At 76.8% G+C, this 22,540-nt stretch carries 18 protein-coding genes; 5 read left to right on the top strand and 13 right to left on the bottom strand.

All coding sequences use genetic code 11. From position 1 onward, the window contains the following. The first annotated feature begins 19 nt into the window (after window positions 1–19). Window positions 20–946: a glucose-6-phosphate dehydrogenase assembly protein OpcA gene (locus KGD83_RS10715; protein WP_212643632.1), complete on the top strand. Its 927-nt coding sequence runs from the start codon at window positions 20–22 to the stop codon at window positions 944–946. Next, on the top strand, window positions 943–1,689 hold the full coding sequence (pgl, locus tag KGD83_RS10710) for a 6-phosphogluconolactonase (RefSeq protein WP_212643631.1): 747 nt from the start codon (window positions 943–945) through the stop codon (window positions 1,687–1,689). The genes KGD83_RS10715 and pgl overlap by 4 nt, the downstream gene beginning before the upstream one ends. Window positions 1,690–1,807: 118 nt before the next feature. On the opposite strand, the gene KGD83_RS10705 is transcribed toward pgl, so the two are convergent. The 5 genes from KGD83_RS10705 to KGD83_RS10685 form a co-directional block, all read right to left on the bottom strand. Continuing rightward, on the bottom strand, window positions 1,808–3,283 hold the full coding sequence (locus tag KGD83_RS10705; RefSeq protein ID WP_212643630.1) for a UDP-N-acetylmuramoyl-L-alanyl-D-glutamate--2,6-diaminopimelate ligase: 1,476 nt from the start codon (window positions 3,281–3,283) through the stop codon (window positions 1,808–1,810). A gap of 247 nt (window positions 3,284–3,530) precedes the next feature. Continuing rightward, on the bottom strand, window positions 3,531–3,683 hold the full coding sequence (locus KGD83_RS10700; protein WP_212643629.1) for a hypothetical protein: 153 nt from the start codon (window positions 3,681–3,683) through the stop codon (window positions 3,531–3,533). Between the two features lie 66 nt (window positions 3,684–3,749). Continuing rightward, window positions 3,750–5,321, bottom strand: a complete 1,572-nt coding sequence (locus tag KGD83_RS10695) for an alpha/beta hydrolase (protein ID WP_212644369.1) — start codon at window positions 5,319–5,321, stop codon at window positions 3,750–3,752. A 164-nt stretch (window positions 5,322–5,485) separates the two neighbouring features. Next, window positions 5,486–7,720, bottom strand: a complete 2,235-nt coding sequence (locus tag KGD83_RS10690) for a PDDEXK family nuclease (protein WP_212643628.1) — start codon at window positions 7,718–7,720, stop codon at window positions 5,486–5,488. A 312-nt stretch (window positions 7,721–8,032) separates the two neighbouring features. Then, on the bottom strand, window positions 8,033–8,425 hold the full coding sequence (locus KGD83_RS10685; protein ID WP_212643627.1) for a hypothetical protein: 393 nt from the start codon (window positions 8,423–8,425) through the stop codon (window positions 8,033–8,035). A gap of 358 nt (window positions 8,426–8,783) precedes the next feature. Between KGD83_RS10685 and KGD83_RS10680 the strand changes: the two genes are divergently transcribed. Further along, window positions 8,784–9,932 carry a hypothetical protein gene (locus KGD83_RS10680; RefSeq protein WP_212643626.1) on the top strand — a complete coding sequence of 383 codons (1,149 nt, stop codon included), beginning with the start codon at window positions 8,784–8,786 and terminating at the stop codon, window positions 9,930–9,932. Between the two features lie 74 nt (window positions 9,933–10,006). Here KGD83_RS10680 and KGD83_RS10675 read toward each other — a convergent pair whose 3' ends face one another. The 6 genes from KGD83_RS10675 to KGD83_RS10650 all read right to left on the bottom strand — a co-directional run bounded on the left by KGD83_RS10675 (window position 10,007) and on the right by KGD83_RS10650 (window position 19,117). After that, window positions 10,007–12,220, bottom strand: a complete 2,214-nt coding sequence (locus KGD83_RS10675) for a TIGR03986 family type III CRISPR-associated RAMP protein (RefSeq protein WP_212643625.1) — start codon at window positions 12,218–12,220, stop codon at window positions 10,007–10,009. Further along, window positions 12,214–12,969 (bottom strand): hypothetical protein, encoded by a 756-nt coding sequence (locus KGD83_RS10670; protein WP_212643624.1) that lies wholly within the window; start codon window positions 12,967–12,969, stop codon window positions 12,214–12,216. The genes KGD83_RS10675 and KGD83_RS10670 overlap by 7 nt, the downstream gene beginning before the upstream one ends. Then, window positions 12,966–14,591: an RAMP superfamily CRISPR-associated protein gene (locus KGD83_RS10665; RefSeq protein ID WP_212643623.1), complete on the bottom strand. Its 1,626-nt coding sequence runs from the start codon at window positions 14,589–14,591 to the stop codon at window positions 12,966–12,968. The genes KGD83_RS10670 and KGD83_RS10665 overlap by 4 nt, the downstream gene beginning before the upstream one ends. Further along, window positions 14,588–16,372, bottom strand: a complete 1,785-nt coding sequence (locus KGD83_RS10660) for a hypothetical protein (protein WP_212643622.1) — start codon at window positions 16,370–16,372, stop codon at window positions 14,588–14,590. The genes KGD83_RS10665 and KGD83_RS10660 overlap by 4 nt, the downstream gene beginning before the upstream one ends. A gap of 136 nt (window positions 16,373–16,508) precedes the next feature. Next, the gene (locus KGD83_RS10655; protein WP_212643621.1) at window positions 16,509–17,192 is read right to left on the bottom strand and encodes a hypothetical protein; all 684 of its coding nucleotides are present in this window, start codon (window positions 17,190–17,192) and stop codon (window positions 16,509–16,511) included. Further along, window positions 17,189–19,117, bottom strand: a complete 1,929-nt coding sequence (locus tag KGD83_RS10650; RefSeq protein WP_249352268.1) for a hypothetical protein — start codon at window positions 19,115–19,117, stop codon at window positions 17,189–17,191. The genes KGD83_RS10655 and KGD83_RS10650 overlap by 4 nt, the downstream gene beginning before the upstream one ends. Window positions 19,118–19,389: 272 nt before the next feature. Here KGD83_RS10650 and KGD83_RS10645 point away from each other — a divergent pair, with 272 nt between their 5' ends. Beyond that, the gene (locus tag KGD83_RS10645) at window positions 19,390–19,569 is read left to right on the top strand and encodes a hypothetical protein (RefSeq protein WP_212643620.1); all 180 of its coding nucleotides are present in this window, start codon (window positions 19,390–19,392) and stop codon (window positions 19,567–19,569) included. A gap of 105 nt (window positions 19,570–19,674) precedes the next feature. Here the strand turns inward: KGD83_RS10645 and KGD83_RS10640 are convergent, their stop codons facing one another. Continuing rightward, window positions 19,675–20,616, bottom strand: a complete 942-nt coding sequence (locus tag KGD83_RS10640) for a CRISPR system precrRNA processing endoribonuclease RAMP protein Cas6 (protein ID WP_212644367.1) — start codon at window positions 20,614–20,616, stop codon at window positions 19,675–19,677. Between the two features lie 113 nt (window positions 20,617–20,729). After that, window positions 20,730–21,269 carry a DUF1697 domain-containing protein gene (locus KGD83_RS10635; protein WP_212643619.1) on the bottom strand — a complete coding sequence of 180 codons (540 nt, stop codon included), beginning with the start codon at window positions 21,267–21,269 and terminating at the stop codon, window positions 20,730–20,732. A 232-nt stretch (window positions 21,270–21,501) separates the two neighbouring features. Here KGD83_RS10635 and KGD83_RS10630 point away from each other — a divergent pair, with 232 nt between their 5' ends. Continuing rightward, a complete protein-coding gene (locus tag KGD83_RS10630; protein ID WP_212643618.1) occupies window positions 21,502–22,518 on the top strand; it encodes a hypothetical protein in 1,017 nt (338 codons plus the stop codon). Window positions 22,519–22,540 lie beyond the last annotated feature (22 nt).

The raw sequence follows: 22,540 nt of genomic DNA, 5'->3' as shown, positions 1-22,540 counted from the left end.
ACCCCGCCGGGAGGAACCGATGACGCTCTACCTGCCGCGCACCACGACCTCGAAGATCGCCGAGGCGCTCATGGCCGAGCGGCTCAGCGTGGGCGGCGGTGCCATGAACATGGTCCTGACCCTGGTCATCGTCACCGACGAGGCCGACCACTACGACGCGGTGCGCGCCGCTACCGAGGCGGGCCGCGAGCACCCCTCGCGCGTGGTGGCGCTGGTGCGGCGCGACCCCGACGCCGAACCGGCCATCGACGCCGAGATCCGCCGCCCTGGCACCTCGGGCCCCGGCGAGGCGGTGCTGCTGCGGCTGTACGGGCCGCTGGGCGAGCACGCGGACTCGGTGGTCACCCCGCTGCTGGTGCCCGAGGCGCCGGTGGTGGTGTGGTGGCCGGGCGTGGGACCGGCCAACCCGGCGGCCGACCCCATCGGCCGCCTGGCCCAGCGCCGGATCACCGACGCGCTGCGCGCACCGGACCCGGTGAGCGACCTGCTGGAGCGGGTGTCCCACTACAGCCCGGGCGACACCGACCTGACCTGGACCCGGCTGACGCCGTGGCGCTCGCTGCTGGCCAGCGCCATGGACCAGCCCTGCGGGTGGGTGACCTCGGCCAGTGTGACGGCCGAGTCGCACTACCCGAGCGCCGAACTGCTGGCCGCGTGGCTGTCGGACCGGCTGGACGTGCCGGTGACCCGCGAGACCTCGCACGGCCCCGGCCTGACCGAGGTCCGCCTGACCACCGACCAGGGGGACATCACGCTCTCCCGGGTGGACGGCCGGGTGGCCACGCTGTCGCGGTTCGGCCAGCCCGACCAGACGGTGGCCCTGTCGCGGCGCGCCGCCTCCGGGGCCCTGGCCGAGGAGCTGCGCCGTCTGGACCCCGACGAGATCTACGAGAGCGCGGCCCGGCACCTGGAGCCGCTGCTCTCCGGAAGCGGAGCACGAGGATGAGCGAACCGGAGATCGTCCGCCACTCCGACGCTGGGGCGCTGGCCGACAGCGTCGCGTTGAAGCTGGTGAACATGATCGTCCAGGCCGAGGCGGACAAGCGCGACTTCCACCTGGTGCTGACCGGTGGAGGGATCGGCATCCGCGCCCTGGAGGCGGTGCGCGACCACGCCCTGGAGGCCGGGATCAGCTGGTCGCACGTGCACCTGTGGTGGGGTGACGAGCGCTTCCTGCCGGACAAGGACCCCGAGCGCAACGAGACCCAGGCGTGCGCGGCGCTGATCGACGCGGTTCCGGTGCCCGCGCACAACGTGCACCCGATGCCCGCCTCCGACGGGATGGACGGCGACCACGTCGAGCACGCCGCCACCCGCTACGGCCGGGAGCTGGCGGTGGCCGCGCGGGCCCAGGGGCCGGTTCCCGTGTTCGACGTGTGCCTGCTGGGCGTGGGCCCGGACGCGCACGTGGCCTCGCTCTTCCCCGGTCTGCCGGAAGTGCGCGAGGACGAGGCGTCGGTGGCCGCGGTGCACGACTCGCCCAAGCCCCCGCCGCGGCGGATCACCCTGACGCTGCCGTCGATCCGCACGGCCCGCGAGGTGTGGGTGCTGGCCTCGGGCGAGGGCAAGGCCGAGGCCGTGCGGCTGGGCTTGGCCGGGGGCGGCGTGGACGAGGCCCCCGTGGCCGGTGCGCGCGGCGCGGAGCGGACCGTGTTCTGGGTGGACGAGGCGGCGGCCTCGAAGCTGTAGTCCGCCTCGACACCGACGACCGCCCCGGCCGGATCCGGCCGGGGCGGTCGTGCGTGCGGCGGCCGTTCGCCCGCCGGGCGGTGTCTCCTCCGGGACGCCCGCGCGGGGGGAAGCGGTCTCAGGCGCGGGCGAGCTCGTGCACGACCGTCATGTCGTCGAAGGGAACGAGGTCGCCGCCGACGCTCTGGTGGGTCTCGCTGCCCTTGCCCGCGACCAGGACGACGTCGCCCGGCTCGGCCGAGGACAGCGCGAGGGCGATGGCCCCGCGCCGGTCGCCCACCCGTGTGAATGGTGCGCCGACCGACTCGATGCCCGGGGCGACCTGGTCCATGATCGCCTCCGGGTCCTCGTAACGGGGATTGTCCGAGGTGAGGACGCACAGGTCGGAGTAGGTGGCCGCGATCTCGCCCATCCGGGCGCGTTTGGTGGTGTCCCGGTCGCCGCCGCAGCCGAAGACGGTGAGCACCCGGCGCGGCGCGAATCCGCGGATCGTGCACAGGACCTTGTCCAGCGAGTCGGGCGAGTGGGCGTAGTCCACGATGACGGAGACCCCCTCGGGTGTGCCGAAGTGCTCGAACCGGCCCGGGATCTGCGGCATCCGGTCGAGGGCGTCCACCAGTGCGCCCAGGTCGTGGCCCAGGACGTGGCAGGCCGCCACAGCGGCCAGCGCGTTGGACACCGAGAACCGGCCCGGGACGGGGATCGCCGCCGGGTACTTGTGGCCGTCGTGGTGCAGGACGAACCGCGTTCCCGAGGCGTCGACGACCAGATCGGTCGCACGGTAGTCCGCGTCCGCGTCGACGGCGTAGGTGGTCACGGCGCCGGGCATCAGGGCCGGGATCGCGGCGCCCACGGGGTCGTCGGCGTTGACCACGGCGCGTCGGCACATGCCCTGGAACAGGAGCATCTTCGCCCTGGTGTAGTTCTCCATGGTGCCGTGGTCGTCCAGGTGGTCCTGGGTCAGGTTGGTGAAGATCCCGACGTCGACGAAGGCGCCGTCCACCCTGTGGTTCAGCAGTCCCATCGACGTCGCCTCCAGCACGACGCTGTCGCCGCCCCGGTCGCGCATACACGCCAGCAGGTACTGGAGGTCCGGTGACTCGGGCGTGCTCAGCACGGACCTCGGCATGGGGATCGGTTCGCCGCCGACCCGGGCCCCGGAGGTCCCGACGACCCCCACCCGGGCACCCGCGGAGAGCGTCAGCAGCGACTCGTACATGGACGACACCGACGTCTTGCCGTTGGTGCCGGTGACGGCGACCACGTCCATGGCGCGCCCCGGTTCGCCGTGGTAGCGCACGGAGACCAGTGCCGCCGCGATCCGCGCGTCCGGTACCCGAACCACGCACGCGCCGGTGTCCGACGGCCGCTCCGCGGCCGGATCCGGGCCCTCGACGAGCACCGCGGCGGCCCCGCGGGCGAGCGCCTCCCCCAGCGCCTCGGGACCGCCCTCGCGGTGTCCGGGCAGGGCGATGTAGAGCGAACCGGGAGTCACGCGGACGGCGTCCAGGCACGGCCCCGAGGTGATCGGTGTGTCCTGGTCCCCGTGCATTACCTGGTGGTCGTGGTCGTACAGCAGTTCGCTCAGCTTCACTGGAGGTCCCTTCGAAAGGGGCGCGGCCGACGCCGTGGGTACGGCCGCACCCGCGGGCGCAGCCGACGGGGCCGGCTGGCGTGGAGAGTGCTGCGGGACTCGGGAGAGAACGCCCCGGTCCGGCACGACGGGGCTCGGACGGAGGCGGAGAGGGGCGCGGTGCGCGCGGAGGGTGACGAACCGCGGGACACGGGAAGTCGGGGGCGCGACCGCCTCCGGGGGCGGCCGGAACTACGTGGAGAGGTCGCTAACCGTGGCCGTGCAGGGCCGTGAGGCCGGTGCGGGGCGTCGCCGGGAGGGCGGAGGTCGACAGGCTGACGGTCGAGGAGGCCGCGGTCGCCGAGCCCAGGAGGAGAGCGGTCCGGAACGGACCCTGCTCCACCGCGCGCGTATCGGCCATGACTGGAGTGTACGCGCCGGGCCGCGTACACGGGCTCGGGTGGACGTGGGCGCGGTTCCGTGCGCCTCAGTCCGGGGAGCCGGGGCAGGTGAGCCCGGGTCCGGGGACCCGGCCGGTGAGCAGGTAGGCGTCCACCGCCCCGTCCACGCACGGGCTGCGGCCGGTGCCGTAGACGGTGTGTCCGGCCCCCTCGTAGGTGACCAGGGTGGCGGTCTCCATCCGTTCGGACAGGTCCTCGGCCCAGGCGTAGGGGGTGGCGGGGTCGCCGACGGTGCCCACGACCACGATCGGGGGCGCGTCCGGCGCGGTCGCCGCGGGGGCCTCACCCGTCTCGGGCCAGTACGCGCAGGGCAGGTGGTCCCACACCGGGTCGGGGCCGAAGAGCGGGGCGAGGTCGGCCGCCTCGTCGGCTGCGTCGCGGTAGGCCTCCACGGTCACCGGGTCGGCGCGGTCGGCGCAGTTCACCGCGGTGAACACCGCGCCGGGGTCCCGGTGCTCCGTTCCCGGTACGGCCTCGCCGGAGCCCGCCCGCGCGTACGCGCCGAAGGTGCGGTCGTAGAGCCGGCCGAGGTGGAGTCCGGTCGCCTCGGCGTCGTCTCCGGCGAGGGCGGTGAACACGTCGGCGAGCAGGTCCCAGCCGTCCTCGCGGTACAGCTCCATGACGACCATGGCCGTCAGTGTGCGCCCGTCCACCGGGATCCCCTCGGCCTCGGCTGGGACGCGGTCGAGGCCGCGCAGGAGCGCGGCCGCCCGGACGTCGGCCTCGCTGAGGGCTCCGGAGCCGCCGGAGCCGGGCGCGCGGTCCGCTCCGGCGAACGGGCAGGCCGCGTCGCGGGCGCAGTGCGCCACGAACGCGTTCCAGGTGTTCTGGAGGGCGGCGACCTGCTCGACGGCGGCCCGCGCGTTGGAGGTGCCCGGCGCCGCGGCGCCGTCCAGGACCGCCGCCCGGACGCGGTCGGGGTACAGGTGGGCGTAGAGGGCGCCGAGGTGGGCGCCGTAGGAGCGGCCGACGAAGTTCAGCCGTTCCTCGCCCAGGGCGTCGCGGACGATGTCGAGGTCGCGGGCTACGTGGACGGTGCCGAGGCGGGCCAGGAACTCCTCCCCCACGGTCCGCGCGCAGTCCTGGGCGTACCTGCGGGCGGCGTCCTCCAGGGGTTGGAGTTCGGCGGCGCCCAGGTCGCCGGGGTCGGTCCCGGCCACGTCCTGGCGTGCCTCGACCAGGGCGTACCGGTCCCCGCAGGCGAAGCCGCCGCTGTCCCCGACTCCGCGCGGGTCGAAGGAGACGAGGTCGAAGGCGGCGCGGACGTCGTCGCCGAACAGGGGCGAGTCCAGGGCCCGAACCCCGGAGGCCCCGGGGCCGCCCGGGTTGACGACCAGGGAGCCCAGGCGCTCCTGCGGCGGGCCGCTGGCGGGCGCGCGGACCAGGGCGATGTCCAGGGTCGCGCCGCCGGGCTCGTCGTGGTCCAGGGGGACCGTGACCGTGCCGCACTCCAGGCTCTCCAGCCACTCCGGTTGGGTGTCGCGGCCGACCGGTTCGGTGGTCCGCCCGCTCTCGTGGCAGGGCCGCCAGGCGACGTCCTGGCCGAGGAAGGGGTCGTCGGCGACAGGAGAGCAGGCTGCGGCCAGCACCACCGCCATGAGCCCACCGAGCCCGTGGGCACCCACGCCGCACCGCACCGCCGACTCCGTTCCCGCGTCCCGGTCCGCCTGCCCTCCCATCCTGCCCGGCGAGGGTGCGCGCAACCTACGGAACGGGTCCGCCGACGTGCAAAAAGACGGTCAGGCCGAATGACCGGGGCGGGTCAGAGCAGGCTGACGTCGGTGTCGAGCAGCGCGGGCAGGGCGTCGGGGGAGGCGACGGCCACGAGGGGGCGCAGGGGGTCGCCGAAGGCGATCCGCCCGGGCCCGCCGCGCGGTGACGGGTCGGCGTGGGAGATCCAGTCCACGAGTTCGACCGCGCGGCTGACGTCGCCTCCCGGCCGGGTCAGGGCGACCACCGTTCCCGCCACGTCGCAGCGGGTGCCGAGGTGGGCGGTGGCGGCGAACACGCTCTGCGCCCACGCGCCCCGGCCCACCTCGCGCGCCTCCCCGCCGGGACCGCGTCGCCGCAGCCAGCCGGGCGCGGTCAGGCCCACCGCGCGGTCGTCGAAGGTGAGCACCAGGCTGGGCCGCTCCTGGGCGGTCAGGCACTCCTCGGGGTCGGTGAGGGAGGCGTCCATCCACACCAGGACCGGACCGCTGGCCGCGCGCACGAGGGCGGCGCGGGCGGCGTCGAGCAGGACGGTGTCCACCTGGGTGCGGGCCGCCCGGCAGGCGTTCCCGGTCAGGGAGCCGTCCCCGTCCCCCGCGCCGGGCAGCGGCGTGTACCCGGGCAGGACCAGGTGCCAGTCGACGCTGGCGCGGCCCCGCAGGGGCAGCTCGCCGTGGGTCAGGCAGACCACGGTCCGCCTGCGCGCCAGCTGGTAGGCGGCGCAGGCGCCCGTGCGGCGGGCGGCCAGGGCCAGTCCCAGACTCATCGCCTTGGTGCCGGTCGTGATGTCGGCGACGACCGGGGGCGGCGGGTCGGCCCGCTGTTCGCGGACGATCCAGTCCTGGGCGGCGGCGGCGACCGCGTCGGCGTCGGAGCCGTCCACGGGATCGGGGGTGAAGCGGACCCGGTCGCGGTACCCGGCCTCCCTGAGCAGGGCGGCGTCGGCGGGCGGGGCTCCGGGGTGCTCGACGGCGTACAGGGTCCGGGAGGCGGAGTCGCGCATCCGGTCGCGCACGCTCTGTCTGGAGGGCAGGACCAGGGTGCGGGCGGGCCGGTGGGCGTGCACCGCGGTGAGGGTGCCCAGGCGGCTGCCGCCCAGGGAGGTGACCAGGACGGGCCCGTCCTTCGGCCCGGGGTGGCGGCCGGGCGGCGGGGGGCCGGGGGCCTCCGGCGGCGGAGGGCGGCGTCCGGGGCCCGGGGCTCCGTTCGGACCGGCTCCCGGTGCCGGTCCGGTCCCCCGGGCCGGCCTCGGGGTCGCGTCCGTGTCGGACGAGGCCAGGCCCGGGAAGAACGCCCCGCGGATGTCCTCGAACGACGTCAGCCGGGACAGCAGGTCCTCCAGGCTCCACACGTGCACACTGCGGGCGGACAGGGCCGGGTTGTAGGCGGTGACGCGTTCGCGCAGCCCGGGGACCGCGGGCCCGGAGTGGACGAACAGCACCTGGACCGCGGTGCCGAAGACGCGGCGGGCCTTGGCCACCGTCCACCCGGCCCGTGCGACGACGTCCTCGGGGCGGGTCTTGGCCTCCACGCACAGCACGCGGTGGCGGTGGCGCAGGACGGCGTCGAAGTCGGCGACCGAACCCCCGGGGTGGCGGGGGTCGGCGACCTGGCGTGCCCCGACGACCTCGGTGTCGGACCGGCGGCGCGTGTGGCGCAGCAGGTGGGACAGGACCCGGCCCTCGGCGACGACGCCGCGCCGCACGGCCGGGGACAGGTCGGGAAAGCGCGCCTGGAGGGCCTGGCGTCCGCCTTGGACGAAGAGGCGCACGGGTTCGGGGTCGCGGTCCTCCAGCCAGCGGGCGCCGTGGATCGCGGCGAGGGTGCGCAGGTCGACGCCGTCGCTGACCAGCGGGCGCCCCGGATGGGAGCCGTCGGCGGTGCGCAGCCGGTCGTTGACCGCGTCCAGGTAGTGGCGCCAGCGGCGGGAGCCGGGGTGCCGGTCCGTCGGCAGGAGCCGCTCGTGCAGCAGGGCCGCGGCCACGCTCATCACCTTGGTGCCGCCGGTGTAGTCCAGGTACCAGGGCTGGCCGCCGTTGGCGCGGTGCAGGGCGGCCAGGGTGTCGGTGACCGGGCCGAAGTCGTGCGGGTCGGGCCCCACGCTCACCACGCTCACCGACTCGGGGCGGGCCAGGCGCTCCACGGCGGCGGCGACGCGCCGGGCCAGCGGCCGGGTTCCGTCACTGGCGACCAGGGCCAGGTGGTCGGCGCGCAGGGTGAGCGAGGACAGCAGCGCGGGGGTGGGGTTCTGTCCGACGAGCACGACGGCGGCACGGGGGCTGTCCACGGCGTCCTGTTTTCCGGGAGGGGGCGTCGGACGACCACGCTATGCGGTGGGACCCCGTTTCTCCAGTGTCCGGAGTCGGCGGCGCCGCTTCGCTCCGGTCACGGGTCAGGAGCGCTCGCGTCACACCGGTGACGCTCCTAGGCGGTGTTTTTGGACCTTCCGCTCCCCTTCGTCCCACCCGTCGCCCGCCACCACCCTCAACCGACGCCTACGGCGCGGTTCCCCCCACGGGAACCCGCCTCCGGCACCTCCGGAACCCCGTGGGCGCCCGAACCGACCCCCGCAAGCCGAGACCGGTCCAAAGAACAGACCTTAGGCGCCCACCGCCTCCTCGGGCACCGCCCCCGCGTCCCGTGGACGGGGGCCGAGCCGCACCGGGGCGCCGCTGACGACGAAGGACCGGCAGGCGGTGACCACGCCGCTGCGGTCGCGCACGAGGTCGGAGGGGACGAGCAGGTCGCGCCGTTCGGGGTGCGCGGAGACGACCACGGAGGAGACGATGAACCACACGCCCTCCTGCGGTTCGGGGAGGTCGGCCCGGGTGCGCTCCTCGGCCATCAGCGGGACCCCGGCGACCTCCAGGCCCACGGGTACGCGGACTGCCTCCACCCGGGCCGGTCGGGCGCACCCGGGCCAGCGCCGGATGACGCGCGACCTCTCGTCCACGACTGTCACCACATGCGGCGTCAGGTTGACCACCCGCATCCGGCGACCTCCGTTCCTCTCGCTTCCCCGCCGACCGGACTGACCGCCGGGTCCGGCGGCGCCGCGCCCTCACCGCAGTCTCTCGGACACAGCGCGAGCCCTCCGGAGAAGGCTCCGGACCGAAAAACCCGTGAATAATGAGCCCAATGTTGCTGATATCCATTTTGTACTTGTTTATAGGAATCCGCACTGCTTGGTACAGGGGTCCGGCAATTGACATTTCCCTCTCGACGGGCCTAATTTGATAGGTGACCTCCCGTTGACGCGGGGGTGTCACCTGAGGTCTCGCGTTCTCTCACGCGCTTTCCCGGAGGGCTGGGGAAGCGTCCCGGCCCCGGACCACCGGGGAGAAGAGTTCGTGAGCACGCACCACTGCTCCGCCTGGGAGTTGTTCGGCTCCGCCGCCTTCCTGCGCGCCTTCACGCGCGTCCTGGGGTGCGGGCCGTGCTCCGCGGACGGAACCGCGCAGGGCTGCTCGGGTCACTCCGAACAGTTCGGCGACTATGTCGACCTGTGCGCCGAGCACTGCCCGTGCCCGGTGCACGGAGGCGACCCCGAGGGCGTCGTCGCCGTGCGCATGCGCCGCGCCGCGCCCGACGGCAACGCCGTCGACCGCACCGCCGCCCACCGGCTGCGCGACGCCCTGGACGACGTGCGCCGGGACCGCTCCTACAAGAACCTGCGCCGCGTCTACCCGCAGGCCTCCTCCGACGGCCGGGTGCGCTGCGCGTTCTCCGAGCGCCCGCGCCGCTGGGCGCAGCGCCGCGACGTGGCCCGGGTCGCCGCGGACGTGGTCGACCAGGAGGCGTTGGCCATGCTGGTGCTCACCGCGGGCTGGGGCAACCCCGCCGCCGACCTGCCCGAGGACGTGCACCCGGGCGAGACGGTCTCCTTCACCGAGGACGGCAGCGCCGTGCCCGTCGCCGATCTGCGCGGACGCGCGCTGACCGCGTCCGGGGAACCGCCCATGGTCTCCACCGCCACCGGCGACTACCTGCTGCGCAAGCTGGCCGAACTGGCCTCCGGGCGCGACGCGGACGCCGGCCGCACCCCCGACCAGCGGCGCCGCCTGCTGCTGCGCGGCCTGCTGCCCGGCATGAGCGGCGAGGACGTCGCCCGCAGGCTCACCGGCGTGCTGGGCAGGATGGCGGTGGACATGCCTCTCCACTTCCGGCTGGTGCAGCAGGCGCGGGGGCGGGCGCGCAGCGCGCCCTACTCCCCCGTCCCCGACGCCCCCGAACCCGAGGGGGACGCCTCGCGGCGGCGCGAGGTGCTGGACGCGTCGGAGCGCGCCTGGCTGGAGCGCACCGCCCGGGAGCTGACGGAGCGCGCCCAGGAGGCGCGGGAGGAGTTCGAGGCCGACCCCCCGGGCGCGCTCGACGCCCTGCTGTGCGCGCTGCTGGAGCAGGAGCCCGCCCCGGCGCTGTGGACGGGGGCACAGGAGGACCCCGACCTGCGGGCGGACCTTCTGGAGGCGCTGGCCGAAGCCGTCGACGGACGCCCGTGAGGGGACGCGCTCACCCGGCGGACCCCGGGAAGAGGGCGGACGGGGCGGCCACCGGCACGCCGCCGCGCGGTGCCTCACCCGCCTCCGGGCCTCCCGGCGTCGCGGAACCGCCGGGTGAGCGGGGGCAGCACCGGGTACTCGGCGAACTCGCGCAGCGACATCACCGCGGTCGCCTCCCAGGGCAGGCGGCCGCGCCACCGGCTGGCCAGGCACACGTCCACCGCCTGGTCCACCTCCCGCCAGCGCTCCGGCGCTGGTTCGCCCGGCAGGCGCCTGGCCGCCAGGGCGGCGCCGAACGCGTCCAGGAACCCCCGGACCCGCTCCCGCCCGGCGCGCACGACCCCGGCGCCCGGGTCCAGGGACAGCGCGCGGGCGCGCCGGTCCACCAGGTACAGCTCCGGGCGCAGGTGGACGCTGCCCATGCCCAGCGACTTGCCCATGCCGATCTTGTGCGCGTGCTCGGGGTCGGCGGGATCGCCCCCGTCCACGGGGTTGTCCAGCAGCAGGGCGCGCAGCAGCGCACCGAGTTCGCCGTCGGTGAGGTTGGTGAAGGTGATGCGAGAGCGAAAGGTGAGACCGTCCCGGAGGGGGACGACGTCGCGTTGGGTGTCGCGGGGAGGTTCGGGCCGGGACCCCGGCGCCAGCACCGTCAGCCCCAGCTCCTCCTGGGTTCGGGCGTCGTAGCGCACCGGTCCGCCCGGGGCGGCGCGGTGCCGGTGCAGGTACACCTTGTACCCGCCCAGCCGCACCAGGCCCTCGTGCGACCACGTGATGATGTCGGGCCGGTCCCCCGAGGCGGCGTCGGGCCCCTGGAGCAGGTAGTTGGCGAAGCAGCCGCGCTGGGGCGAGAGCAGTTGCACGCGCAGGGCCGCGCCGTCGGGGTAGTCCGGGTCGGGGTCGGTGCTCAGCGCGCTGCCGAAGGACACCCGGCCCTTGGACGCCCCCGCCTCGCCCGCGAAGGTGTCGGTGTCGCCGAACAGGGCCCGGCACACGTCCACCGTGCGTCCCGCCCGGGCGGCCCTTTCCGGGTCTTCGTGCTGGGGGCCCAGGACGGGCGCGGGCAGGGCCCGGCGGACCGGGTTGTCGTCGCTGACGGCGATGCGGTAGCCGCCGGAGCGGCCGAAGGAGACCACCGCCCCGGACGCGTCGAGGTCGAACCAGACCGGTTCGAGCCCGCGCCGGGGCAGGCCCCCTCCGCCGGCCCCGGCGACCGGTTCGCGCACGGGGTCGTCTGCGCCCGTGCCCAGGGTGTCGGGGAAGGCGGCGCGCTGGTAGCCGGTGACCTGCTCGGCCGACTCGAACAGCTCCACCATGGCCTCCGGGACGCGCAGTCGTGCGCACAGGTCGGCGGGCCGGGGGAAGAGGTAGGCGTTGCGGCGCTCGCCCGCGGCGACCCCGGTCAGGACCACCAGGGCCCGCACCACCCCTCCCCCGCCCAGACCGCGGGCGCCCTCGGCTCGGGCGTCCAGGTAGGCGCGGGCCTCCTCCCCGGTGGGTGCGACGGCGGCCACGCGCCGTTCCCCGGGCAGGTGGACGGCGTGCACCCAGCGGTACTGGAGGCGCCCGTGCTGTTCGTGGGTGGTGGGGACGTAGGCGTTGCTCTTAGGCGGGTCGGGGAAGTCGTCGACGCCGAAGTCCCAGGTGCGCAGGCTCTCGCGCAGGACCGTGAAGGGCACCTTGAGCGCCTGGCCGGGCTCGCCCGACAGGGCGGTGGCGGGGACCTCGACCACGTACCAGCGGCCGTCGGGCGGCGAGTGGAACAGGAACCCCTGCTTGGTGCGCAGTCCGGACCGGCGCCTGCGGTACTGGGAGTGCTGGTGGGCCATGACCCTGCGGGCGCGCGCGGACAGAGCGCTGTCTGCGCTGTCGGGGTCGATGCGCACGGGCGCGCGGAAGAACAGCATCGGGGTGTTGACCGGGCCGGTCTCCCCGCTGGTGAGCATGCGCACGGTGTTGCGGACCAGACCGCGCAGGGTCGAGCCGGGGACGGCGGGCAGGTGGCGGTCGCCGTGCGGGAAGCGGGTGGAGGCGTTCACGCGCCCGCGTTCGAGGGTCTGGCCCACGAAGGTGGGGGTGAGCGTGGTCAGGGTCAGGTCGATCCACCCCGAGTGGGTGCCCGCCACGGTGCGGTCGTGGCTGCGCAGCAGGTCGTCAGCGGGGAGGCCGCCGTGCAGGTCGGCGGCGGGCATGGGGGTGTCGGCGATCCTGACCAGGCCGTAGGGCGCGGTGGCGTGGAACCGCCCCGCCCGCGGGCGCGGTGCGCCGCCGCACACGCCGGGGCTCACCACGGCCGTTCCTCCCGCCGGATCTCGTCTCCGGTGCCCACGTCGAACTCGGGCCCGGTCGGCTTGACCCCCGACCGCATCCCGGTGAGCCGGTGGAAGGCCACGCCCACCGCGCCGGTCGCGGGGTCCTGCGCCCAGTACTCGCGCACCGTCAGCCAGGTGCCCGTGCTCTCCAGGGCGGTTCCGGCGCCGGGCACGGGGCGGAGACGGCCGGAGAAGTCGGTCCACGCCACCGGGAGCACCGCCTGTGTGCCGGAGGGCTCCCGCGTCACCGACAGGGGACCCGCGTCGGCCAGGACGCGGCTGGAGGAGGGGCCGTTCCAGCCCTGGAGGAGGAGGGAGCGCTCGCGCGGGCGCAGCTCCTCGGGGATGTCGCCGGGGGCGTCCGCGCTGATCCACCCGGCCTCGGCGCCCTCCCCGAGCCGGATCTGCGCGTGCGGACCGAACACCAGGACCTCCAGGACGCGCCAGCTGTCGGCGGGGCCCGGGGGCGCGGCCGACAGGTGGGCGGTGGGCGGCTGGTCCGAGCGGTGCCACCGCGCTCCCGGGCAGGCGCCGGTGACGCGGCCGTCGCCGAGCTCGGCGAGCAGCCACTGCGGCCGGTCCGGTGCGCCGGGCACGCCCGGAACGCCGGTGTCGAGCAGGCGGCAGCGGAGACCGCGGACGAAGACGTCGTCGAGGACTCCGTCGACCTGCGCGGCGGTCAGGCGGCGCACGGCCAGGCCGTGCGGGCGCGGGGGCTCGTGGTTCACCGGGGCTCCTCCGTCGTGGGCGCGGGGGCGAGCGCGGCGCGCAGGGCGGCCAGCCAGCCGCCGGCGGCGGCCGCGTCTTCGCTGTCGGGTGTGAACAGGGCGGTGACCAGGTCCACCGTGTCCGGCGGCCCCCCGCCCGGGGGGTGGGTGGTCAGAAGGGCGCGGGTGGCGGTCAGGCGCCCGTTCCCGGTCCCGGCGCCCGCGCCGAGGGTGTCGAAGGGTACCGTGGCCAGCTCCCGCACGAGGAGGGCGAGCAGGCCGCGCACGGCGTCGTCGGGCTCGCGCACGTCCAGGACCGCTTCGGCGCTGCCGCCGCAGTGCAGGTCGGTGGTGAACAGGCGGCCGTCCACGGCGTCGCCGAAGAGGGAGTCCACGGTCAGCCGGGTGGCGGTCAGGGGCGCTCCTCCGGTGAGCACGGGGACGGTGCGCAGCCGGATCCGCGCGGGGCGCGGGAGGCCGCGCCGGTCGGTGTCGGCGCCCCACCAGTGGTCGTGCCAGTCGCGCCACCGGTCCGGCCCGGCGCCCAGGTGTTCGGCCGCGTCCCGGACCAGTCGGCCGCCGACCCTCTTGAACAGGGCGAACAGTGCGGTGTCGCCCAGGACCGGGGCGGGCTGGACGGCGGCCTTGTCCGGGTCGGTGACGGCGGGGCGGTGGCGGTGCGCCCGGTCCGCCTCGCCCAGGCGTTCGGGGGCGGGGACGTCGCCGACCATGAGCAGGCCGGGCCTGGGCTCGCGCGGCGGCGGGGCGGTGGGGTCGGGCTGCTCGGCGACGGCCAGGGTCAGGTGGAGTTCGGCGCGGTGGCGGCGGTCGGGCCGGTGCGCGCGGGCGAGCGCGTGCGCGGCGGTGGCCCCGCGCCCGCAGGCGCGCAGGGCCTCGGCCAGGGCGGTGGCCAGGTCGGCGGGGGCGTCGGCGAGCGCGTCGGCGCCCTCCTGCCAGCGCCGGGCCCAGGAGCGCGCGTGGTAGGCGAACCAGCCGCGCTCGTCGGTGAGGTCGTGGCGGTGCGCCGACCAGTGGGTGGCGCGGACCGCGCCGTAGCCGCGGCCGGTGCGCGCGCCCACGCGGACGCCGGGCCCGGACCCGTCGGGTCCGGAGAGTCCGTCGCAGGCCAGGAGCAGCAGGGTGAGCAGGCGGGCCTCGTCGGCCGGGGCGGGGACGTGCAGGCGCAGGTGGGCGGTGAACACGGTGCCCGCGGGCAGGATCTCCCACCGCCACGCGCGGCCCGGCCGGACGGTGCCCGCGGCCGGGTCCACCCGGGTGCCGGTGCGGACCGCGACCGCGGTGTCCTCGGGGAGTTCGGCGCGGGCGTCGTCCACGTCCAGCGCGCTCGCGGCGGCCCCCCGCGTGCCCGGCTCGGCCCCGGACTCCGCCGATCCCGTGAGGGCGCGGACGTCGTCGGGGTCGCCCGTGCGGGCCGCGAGTTCGTGGCGCAGCAGCCCGGCCAGGGTGGTGGCGCGCAGGCGGGGCGCGCCGGTGACCGGATCGCGGTCCACGTGCAGGTCCACGTCGTTTCCGGTGGCGTGGCGGGGCCTGGCCCGGGCCGCTCCGACGTGGGTGTCGGAGAGCAGGCACAGCCGCAGGGTGACCTCCCAGAGCAGCCCGGGCGGGACTGGCTCGCCGCTCACCCGGGGCCTCCCCCGCCGGGGCGTCCCCCGTCCTGCTCGGCGCGCGGCGGGCGGGCGGCCTCGGCCAGCCAGGAGGAGACCAGGACGAGGGACAGGCGTGCGGCGGCGCGGCGCTCCCAGTCGCGGGCGCGGGCGGACAGGCCTTGGCCGCCGGGGGGCAGGCCGTCGGGCAGGGAGAGGTCCACGGCGGCGACGGCCCGGGCGTAGGCGGGGCTGTGCACGGGGTGGGGCCGGTTGTCCCGCCACCAGGCCTCGGCTCCGCCGGACAGGTCCGCCAGCCAGGACCGGACGCTGACGGGGCGGTCGTGGCCCGGGCGGACCAGACGGGCCCGGTCCAGGGCGCGTGCGGCCCGGTCGTGCAGGACCTTGTGGGCGCCCGCCGTGCCCGTGTGGCCGGGGGCGCGGCCGCGGACGGTGCGTTCGAGGGCGGCCAGGGCGTCCTCGGGGGTGGAGTGGGGGTGGGCGGCGACCTCGCGCAGGCGACCCGACAGGCCGGGGGTGAGCGGGGCGAGCAGGCGGGCGGAGTCGCGGACCAGGGCGCGTGCGTGGTCGCGGACGGGCTGGGCGGCGGCGTTCCACAGGAGCGCGTCGTACAGGGCGCGCAGCTGGTCGTCCTCCTCCGGGAGGGGCGCCGCGGCGGGGACGGCGCGGCCGTCGGGGAGGGCGACGGTGCCCGGCGGGCGGTACGCGAGGGGTTCGGCCAGCGGGGCGAGGGGTTCGGGGCCGGGAGGGGGCGGGTGGAGCAGGGTGAACTGGCCGTGGCCGTCCACGACCCGTTCGCCCAGGGGGTGCGCCTCCAGGTCGCGGACCCGCTCGGTGTCCAGGTCGCGGTCCAGGACCAGGCGGACCACAGCGCCGGGTCGGGCGGCCCAGCGCTGGGCCATGGGGCCGTGGTAGCCGCGGTGGTAGGCGCCGACGAGCCCGGCCTCGGCGTGGTCGGCGAGGACGCGCGCCCGGGCGCCGGGCAGGCGCCGGGCCAGGAGGTCGAGCACGGCGGGCACCAGGTGCGCCGGACGGTACTGGCCGTCGTCCCCCACCAGCAGCGCCGGGGAGAGCAGGATCAGGTCGAAGGGGGACCCGGCGGCCCAGGAGCGGGGGCCGGAGGGTTCGACGCGGTCGGGTGACAGGAGGCGGTCGGGGTCGGCGGGCGCCACGCGGACGCCGCCGTGGGCCCGGGTGCCCCCGGAGCCGAGGGTGAGGGTGCCGTCGGCCCGGACCAGGAAGGCGGCGAGGCGTTCGGCCAGCTCGCGCAGGGCGGCGGGGTCGGGGGCGCGCAGCTGCCAGCGGGCCTCGAAGACCTGGCCGGGGTCGATGCTGGTGGTGAGGAAGGGCACGCCCCGTGGCGCGTCGCCGGTGCGGGGGCGGCCGAGGTACTGCTCGGCGGTGGTGCGCACGGCGGCGCGCAGGGAGCGGTCCGGGGTGAGGGGGTCACGGACCGCGCGGTAGGGCGTGGCCGGGTCGGTCGGGCCGAAGGCGTCGACGGTGGTGTCACCGTCCTTGCCCGGCGTGTACAGATGGGCGGGGGCGGGGTGGGCGGCCCCGGTTTCCAGAAGGGGGTGGGCGGGGGCGAAGCGCACCTGTTCGCCGCGGACCACCCAGTCGTGGAGTTCGCGGTCGAGACCGGCGCGCCGCAGCGCGGCGGCGAGCATGCCGCGCTGGGCGCGGCCGCTGACGGAGTGCTCGGAGTCCACGCGCAGCGGGTCGAAGGAGGTGCGCACGGCGAGGGTGTCGGTCAGGACGTAGCGCAGCGGAAGGTAGCCGCTCACCGCGAGCCCGCTCACGTGCCCGCCTCCGTGTCCCGGTGCGGTCCGGTGCCGCGCCGTGGCGTCCGCGCCGACACCGGATCCGCGCCCGCAACGGTTCTCCCAGCCGGAGAAGCGGTGGGGCCGGGCGTCGCCGTGTCGGGGGAACGGAGTCTCATGGGGGTGTACCTTCCCGTTCCCGGCCGCCGCTCACGGGCGCGGCCAGGCTCAGGGTCGCCTCGTGCGGGTCGCTGCCACCGGCCCCGGCCAGGCGCACGTCCACCCGGCCCCGGCCGCGCGTGCCCCTGGACCCGATACGGGTGGTGGCCAGGCAGGCGCGGGCCAGCAGCCGCCAGTGCTCCTCCCCCGGCGGGGAGGCCCAGGTCAGCGCGGCGGTGAGGGTCAGGCCCGGCAGGAGCACCCGGTGCGTGCGCAGGCGGCCCGGCTCGGGGGCGCCGTCCGGACCCACCGCGATGCCCGACTCCAGGGTCGTGTAGGCGTCCGTGACCGCGCGGCGCAGGGTGGAGCGCAGCGGTTCGGCCCGACCGGCCAGCGCGCGGGCGACCGCGGCGCGCACCCCGTCGCCCAGGACGGCGTGTCCCACCCGCAGCATCCGGTCCGCGCCGTGCGAACCCCCGCGGCCGAAGACCTCGTCGCAGGCCCCGGCCAGGCCGGGCGCCACCGCCAGGGCGCTGACCGCTCCGGCGCGCAGCCGCGCGGCGAGGCGGTGGCGGGGCAGGTAGGGCAGGCCGTGTTCGTCGGTGACCACGTCGGTGTCGGCGCCCGTGCCGTCCGCGCTGGCGCCGACGAACAGCGCGGGGGAGGCCAGGTGCACGGTGACGCGGTCCGGGCGGCTCACCGGAACGCGCCCCGCGGACGGGCCGCCCCGGTAGGCGGGCCCTGGCTCCCGGCCCGCCGCTGTGGGCGGTGGGGATCGAGGGCCGCCGCCAGGCCGGGGTCCAGGTGCAGGTCCATCACCTCGACCGCGTCGAGCAGGCCGCCGGGCGTCCAGCCGCGGGGCAGGTCGACGGGCCCGCCCGTCGCGTGGGCGCGGCGGACGAGTTCGGGTCCCGGGTCGGCGCCCGACTCCAGCAAAGGGACCAGCGAGGAGACCAGCCAGCCCCGCTGGCGGGTGTCCCCGTCGGCGAGCAGGCTGCCCGGGGCGGTCGCGGACAGGTACCGGTCCAGGAAGCGGGCGAACCCGGTTCCGGTCAGGGGCTGGGCGGTACGCGGCACGGGCGCCCGGCGGGCCCGGTCCATGCGGCGCAGCACCCGTCCGACGCCGTCGGGGCGCGTCGTCCAGGCCACGGCGTGCTCGTCGCCCGCTCCGGGGTCGGCCTCGGCGGCCTGGAGGCGGTGCTGTTTGGCGCGGCGGCACATCGCCTCGCACAGGTCGTAGCCCAGCGAAAGCGGGGCGCCCACCGGCTGCACCGCCACGCCCACCCCGACCGTGGGCACGAACGTGGTGTGCGCCGCGCCGCCCGGCGCGACCACGGTGCGTCCGCCGCCGGGACGGTCGCCGTGGGCCTCGGCGAGCGCGCGGTGCAGCCCCACCCGGGGGTCGCGGTCGTCGCCGACGCGCTCGGGGTCGGCGTCCAGCCAGTCGAGGGCGTAGCGGACCAGGCTGAGGGCGAGCCGGGCGTCGCACAGCACGGTCAGGTCGTCTCCGGCGACCACGACGGGGCGCACCGGCAGGGACACGGGCCCGCGCGGCTCGTGGTGCAGGGTGATCGGCGCGGCGGCGCCGACCCCCGGGACGAGGGGGCGCCGGCCGGGTCCTGCGTGGACGGTGGCCGCCACCGCGCGCACCAGGACGCGGGCCAGCCCCTCGGTGAGTCCGGCGATGCGGTTGGACAGGCGGCGCTGGGCGAAGGCGCCCGAACCCGGCACTGCCGGGTCGCCCGCGCGTTCGCGGTACTCGCCCAGGAGCGCGCCCAGGCCGTTGACGTCGATGTGGACGACCGCGACGCGGCTGAGGCCGCCGTGGTCGCGGCCCAGGCGGTCCACCTCCATCGGCAGCGTCAGGGCGGGGGCTCCGACGGCGGTGACGGCGTCGGCCAGCCAGTCGCGGCTGTGGGCGCGGTGCCAGCGGCGGCCGATCCCCCGGGCCCGGGCGACGTCGGCGGCCACCCTCTCGTGCACGTCGGGGTGGTCGTCCTGGGCACGGCTGCTGTCCACCGACTCGGCGGGGCCGCCGCTGACCGAGCACACGGCGGTGATCCCGTACCCGTGGGCGGGGGTGTGCAGGGCCGACATGTACCGCCGCGCCTCCCGCAGCCGCGCCGGGAGCAGGGCCAGCGCCTCGTCCACCCCGGCGGCCGCCGCCGGGTCGGCCCCCGGGGCCCCGGTCGCGCCCGTGCGCTCCGGCGCGGCGCCGCCCGGCCCCCCGGCCCCGGGACCGTAGGCCACGTGCGCCACCACGGGGGTCAGGTCCCCGGCGCGGTCGCGCAGCCTGCGGGTGTAGCGGGCGGTGAACCCGCGCGCCGAGGCCGCGTCGGGGAAGACCGCGGTGAGCGCCCCTCCGGCGTCGCGCAGCACCACGCAGTCCGGCGGCACGAGGTCGGCGATCCCGTGTTCGGCGTCGGAGGTGTCGGTCAGCTCCGCGACGAGGGCGGCGCGCCCCACCGCGTCCAGGATGCGCCGACCGCTGTAGACGTAGGCCTGGATGCCGCGCAGGTCGACACCGACCACCACACCGCTGGACGGAGTTCCACCCGGGCGCGTCGGGGCACCGGGGGGCCGGTGCTGCTCGGGGGCGAAGGTCACCGTGTCGGGCTCCTCCATCGGCGGGACGTGCGAGAACGCGGCGCCGCCGCGCGGCGCCTGCTGACCTCTCTCGGACGGTGCCGCACGACGCACCGGATACCAAGCGATACCAGTCCGGGTCCGCGGGGCCGCGCCCCGCCCCGCCCCGGCACGACGCGCCCGCTCCCGGGACGCCGCGCCGTCCGGCCCGGGCCCGGAGGCCTCCTCCCGCGGGTCCTTCCGCACCGGCGGGCGGCGCTGTCCGAGAGACCTGGGTGCACGCACACAGCCCCGGTACGGAAGGTTCCCCGATGGCCCCGCACACGTCCGAGACGATCGCGCCACCAGGGCGCGACGCGTCAGTCCCCGCCGCCGCGAGCGGCGCGCCGCTCACCCCCCAGGACCTCGTGCCGCACCTGCGCGGCCTGGCCCGCGCCCTGCGCGACCGGGGCGCGGACCGGGCCGGGCGGGGGCGCGCCCCCTCGCCGTGAGCGCACGCCGTCGGCTCCCGCCCCGTCCACGGGGCGGGAGCCGACGGCCGGGCAGGGCGCCGGTGCGACCACCGGCCCCGACCAGCGGCGATGCTCCTGTGGACGTCAGTCGAACAGGGCGCCCCCGAACTCCTCCTCGGCGACGGCGTGCGCCCGGGTCTCACCCACGCGCTGCGGGGCGCGTCCGGGCACCCGGTGCGGGGGCCGCCGGGGGCGCTGGGCGGGCACCCGGGCGGACGGCTGGTCGCTGGTCACCGTGTCCACCCGCACGGAGCCGAAGCCCTGGGCGGTGTACTTGCCCGCTCCGGTCAGCTCCAGCAGTTCCAGGAGGGTGGCGAAGGCGTCGGTGTGGCGGCGCTCTCCCCCGGCCAGGTCCAGCCGCAGCCCTCCGTGCCAGCCCAGCACGGTGCGGTTGTCGGCGTGCTGGTGCTCGGCCAGCCGCACCTCCTCGCCGGGCAGGGGCTCGCGGCGCACCCGGGTCAGCCCGCCGAACACCAGCTCCAGCCAGGGCTCGGCCAGGGCGGGCGGCGCGAAGCGGGCCACCGCGCCCACGGCCCCGCTGCCGCCGACGATCCCGCCGCCCGAACGGTGCACCGCGCCGAAGAGGCGCCGCGGGGTGGGCCAGATGTGCGGAATGCGCTCACCGGCGGCGTCGCGCGTGGTCATGACGACGGGGGTACGGCTGCGCACCTCGGCCGAACGCACCGCGGACGGGCCGCGCGGCTCGGTGAGCATCTGACCGTAGGTGCGGTCGAAGGTGCGGGTCACCGAGAGGGGCACCAGCAGGTGGTCGCCGATCCGCTGGGGGTCGCCGACCAGCTCCTCCGGTGCGAGCGGGGGCGGGATGTCGTCGTCCAGCCAGGTGAGCGTCCAGTGGTGCAGACGGTCGCCCAGTGGCGAGGGCCAACCGTTCATGGCCCACCGCTTGGCGGCCGCGTGCTCCTCCGTGGACTGGGGCCACCAGCGGTTGAGCAGTCCGTGGCAGTCCTCGGGCCGGATCGGCCGCGCCGTGTCCGCCAGATCTCGCAGGATCACGGTCCACCGCATCGGCACGGGCACCACCCCTTCACTCGGTCGCGGCGGCGGGCACACGCCGCCGAGGACTCCTCTCGGACAGTGCCGGGGACCCGGGCGGTGCCGCGGTCCCCGGACCTGCGGCTTCAGCCCTCGGCCATCTCCAGCAGGCGCAGCACCGTGCGCCAGTTGCGGCCCGTCACCGTCCCGTCGACGTGCCGGGCCACGAGGTCGGGGAGTCTGGCGTGTCTGAGCCCCAGCTCGTGGTGGGTGTAGACCTGCTCGCCCACCACGGCAAGGCGCTCGCGCGGGTGGGCGGACGGGTCGAGCGCGGCCAGCCCGGCGGCGTCCACGGCGCCGGAGCAGAACAGGACGAGGAACTTGGCGGGGTCGGGGACCGGGAGGGGGTTGGCCTCCACCGCGGCGCGCACCTGTCCGGCGGTGCGCACCACGGTCGGCACGTCGAGCCCGAGTTCGGCGGCGACGGCCTCCCGCACCCGCCGGGCCACGGCGTCGGGTCGCGTCCCCTCGGCGCTGAACACCGCGTTGCCGCTCCGGAGGTGGGTGGCCACGTCGCCGTAGCCGATCCCGGCGAGCAGGGAGCGCAGGTCGGCCATGGCGACGCGGCGGTGCGCGCCGAGATTGATTCCGCGCAGCAGCGCGACGTACCTGGTCATGCCCGCCATTGTGCCGAGCAGGAGAACGGGCGCACAAGCGTTCGATCACCGTTGTGGACGACCCGCGGCGACGCGTCCGACGACCGGCCGCCGCGCCGGGGAGCCGACGCGCGGGGCCCCGCGGTCTTCCGGACCGGTCCGCGGGCCCCGGCGGGCGCCGCGGATGCGTACGCTGGCACGCGTAGGCGCGGCTCCCTGGCCGCCGCGCAGACGTGAACCGCACCACGACCCCGGAGACGCCGTGCCGCGCCTGAGCCACACCTTCGACATCACCGCAGTGGACAGGGAGGTGGTCGAGCGCATCGTCGCCGCCCTGCACGAGGTCGCGCGCAGCTGCCGTTTCGACGGCCGGGGCTGGCTGCTGACCCCGGACGCGCCGACCCGGGCCCGCCTGGACCGGCGGGCCGACGAACTCGGGCTGCTCGACGGCGAGGAGGCCGAGCGGTTGCGCGAGGAGCAGCGCCGCGCCGCCGAAAAACTGCGCGGAGGCGGCGCCGGCACACCGGCCGAGGCCGACGAGCTGGCCGTGGCCGCCAGCGAACCCTCCCTCCAGTTGCAGCGGGGGCGCCACCTCGCCCCCCGCAGCCACTACCTCATCGCCGAACTGTCCCCCGAGGGCGTCCCCGTGGACCCCGCCGACGACGGGGAGAAGGGCTGGAGCGGCACGGGCGTGACCCTCACCTCCTGGGACGAGGCGGGCACCACCTCGGCCGAGTTCGCGATGCCCGACACCGTCGGCACGCAGGAGGCCCCCGTGACGTGGGGGACCGTCACCCACGACGCCCCCGCCGGACTGCTCACCTGGAACGCACGGGTGCGGCTGCCCGGGCGCGGCGCCTGGCTGCGGTCGGCCGAGGGCGCCCTGGAGGTGGACACGGGCGCCTGGTACGAGGCCCTCGCGCGGGGCCGGGACACCCCTCCCGCCCGGATTCGGGCCACGCACTCCCTGGCCCGGGTCAGCGCCTGGCTGTCCCCTTCGGTCTCCGCCGACGGCCGCTGGTCGGTGGAGGCCGTGCTCGACGTGCGCGGCCGGGGCGTGTTCCGCCCGGTGGTGGCGGCGGCCTTCTGGGCGGTCACCGCCTCCTTCCGCAGGGAGGACCGGCGCACGGCCCGTCGGGGAGGCGGCGAGCCGACCACGCGGGAGCGCCTGGACCAGACCGCCCGCGCCTGGGACCGCGTCGCCCGCAACGCGCCCCGGATCCCGGAGCTGCTGTACGAGGTGGCCCGTGCCATGGCGGATGCGCCCGCCAGGGACTGACTCCCCCGCCCGTCCCCGGCGA

It is taken from the genome of Nocardiopsis akebiae, assembly GCF_018316795.1.
GTDB lineage: Bacteria > Actinomycetota > Actinomycetes > Streptosporangiales > Streptosporangiaceae > Nocardiopsis > Nocardiopsis dassonvillei.
Note: the sequence above shows the minus strand (reverse complement) of the source record. Positions and strands in the feature narration are given on the sequence as shown.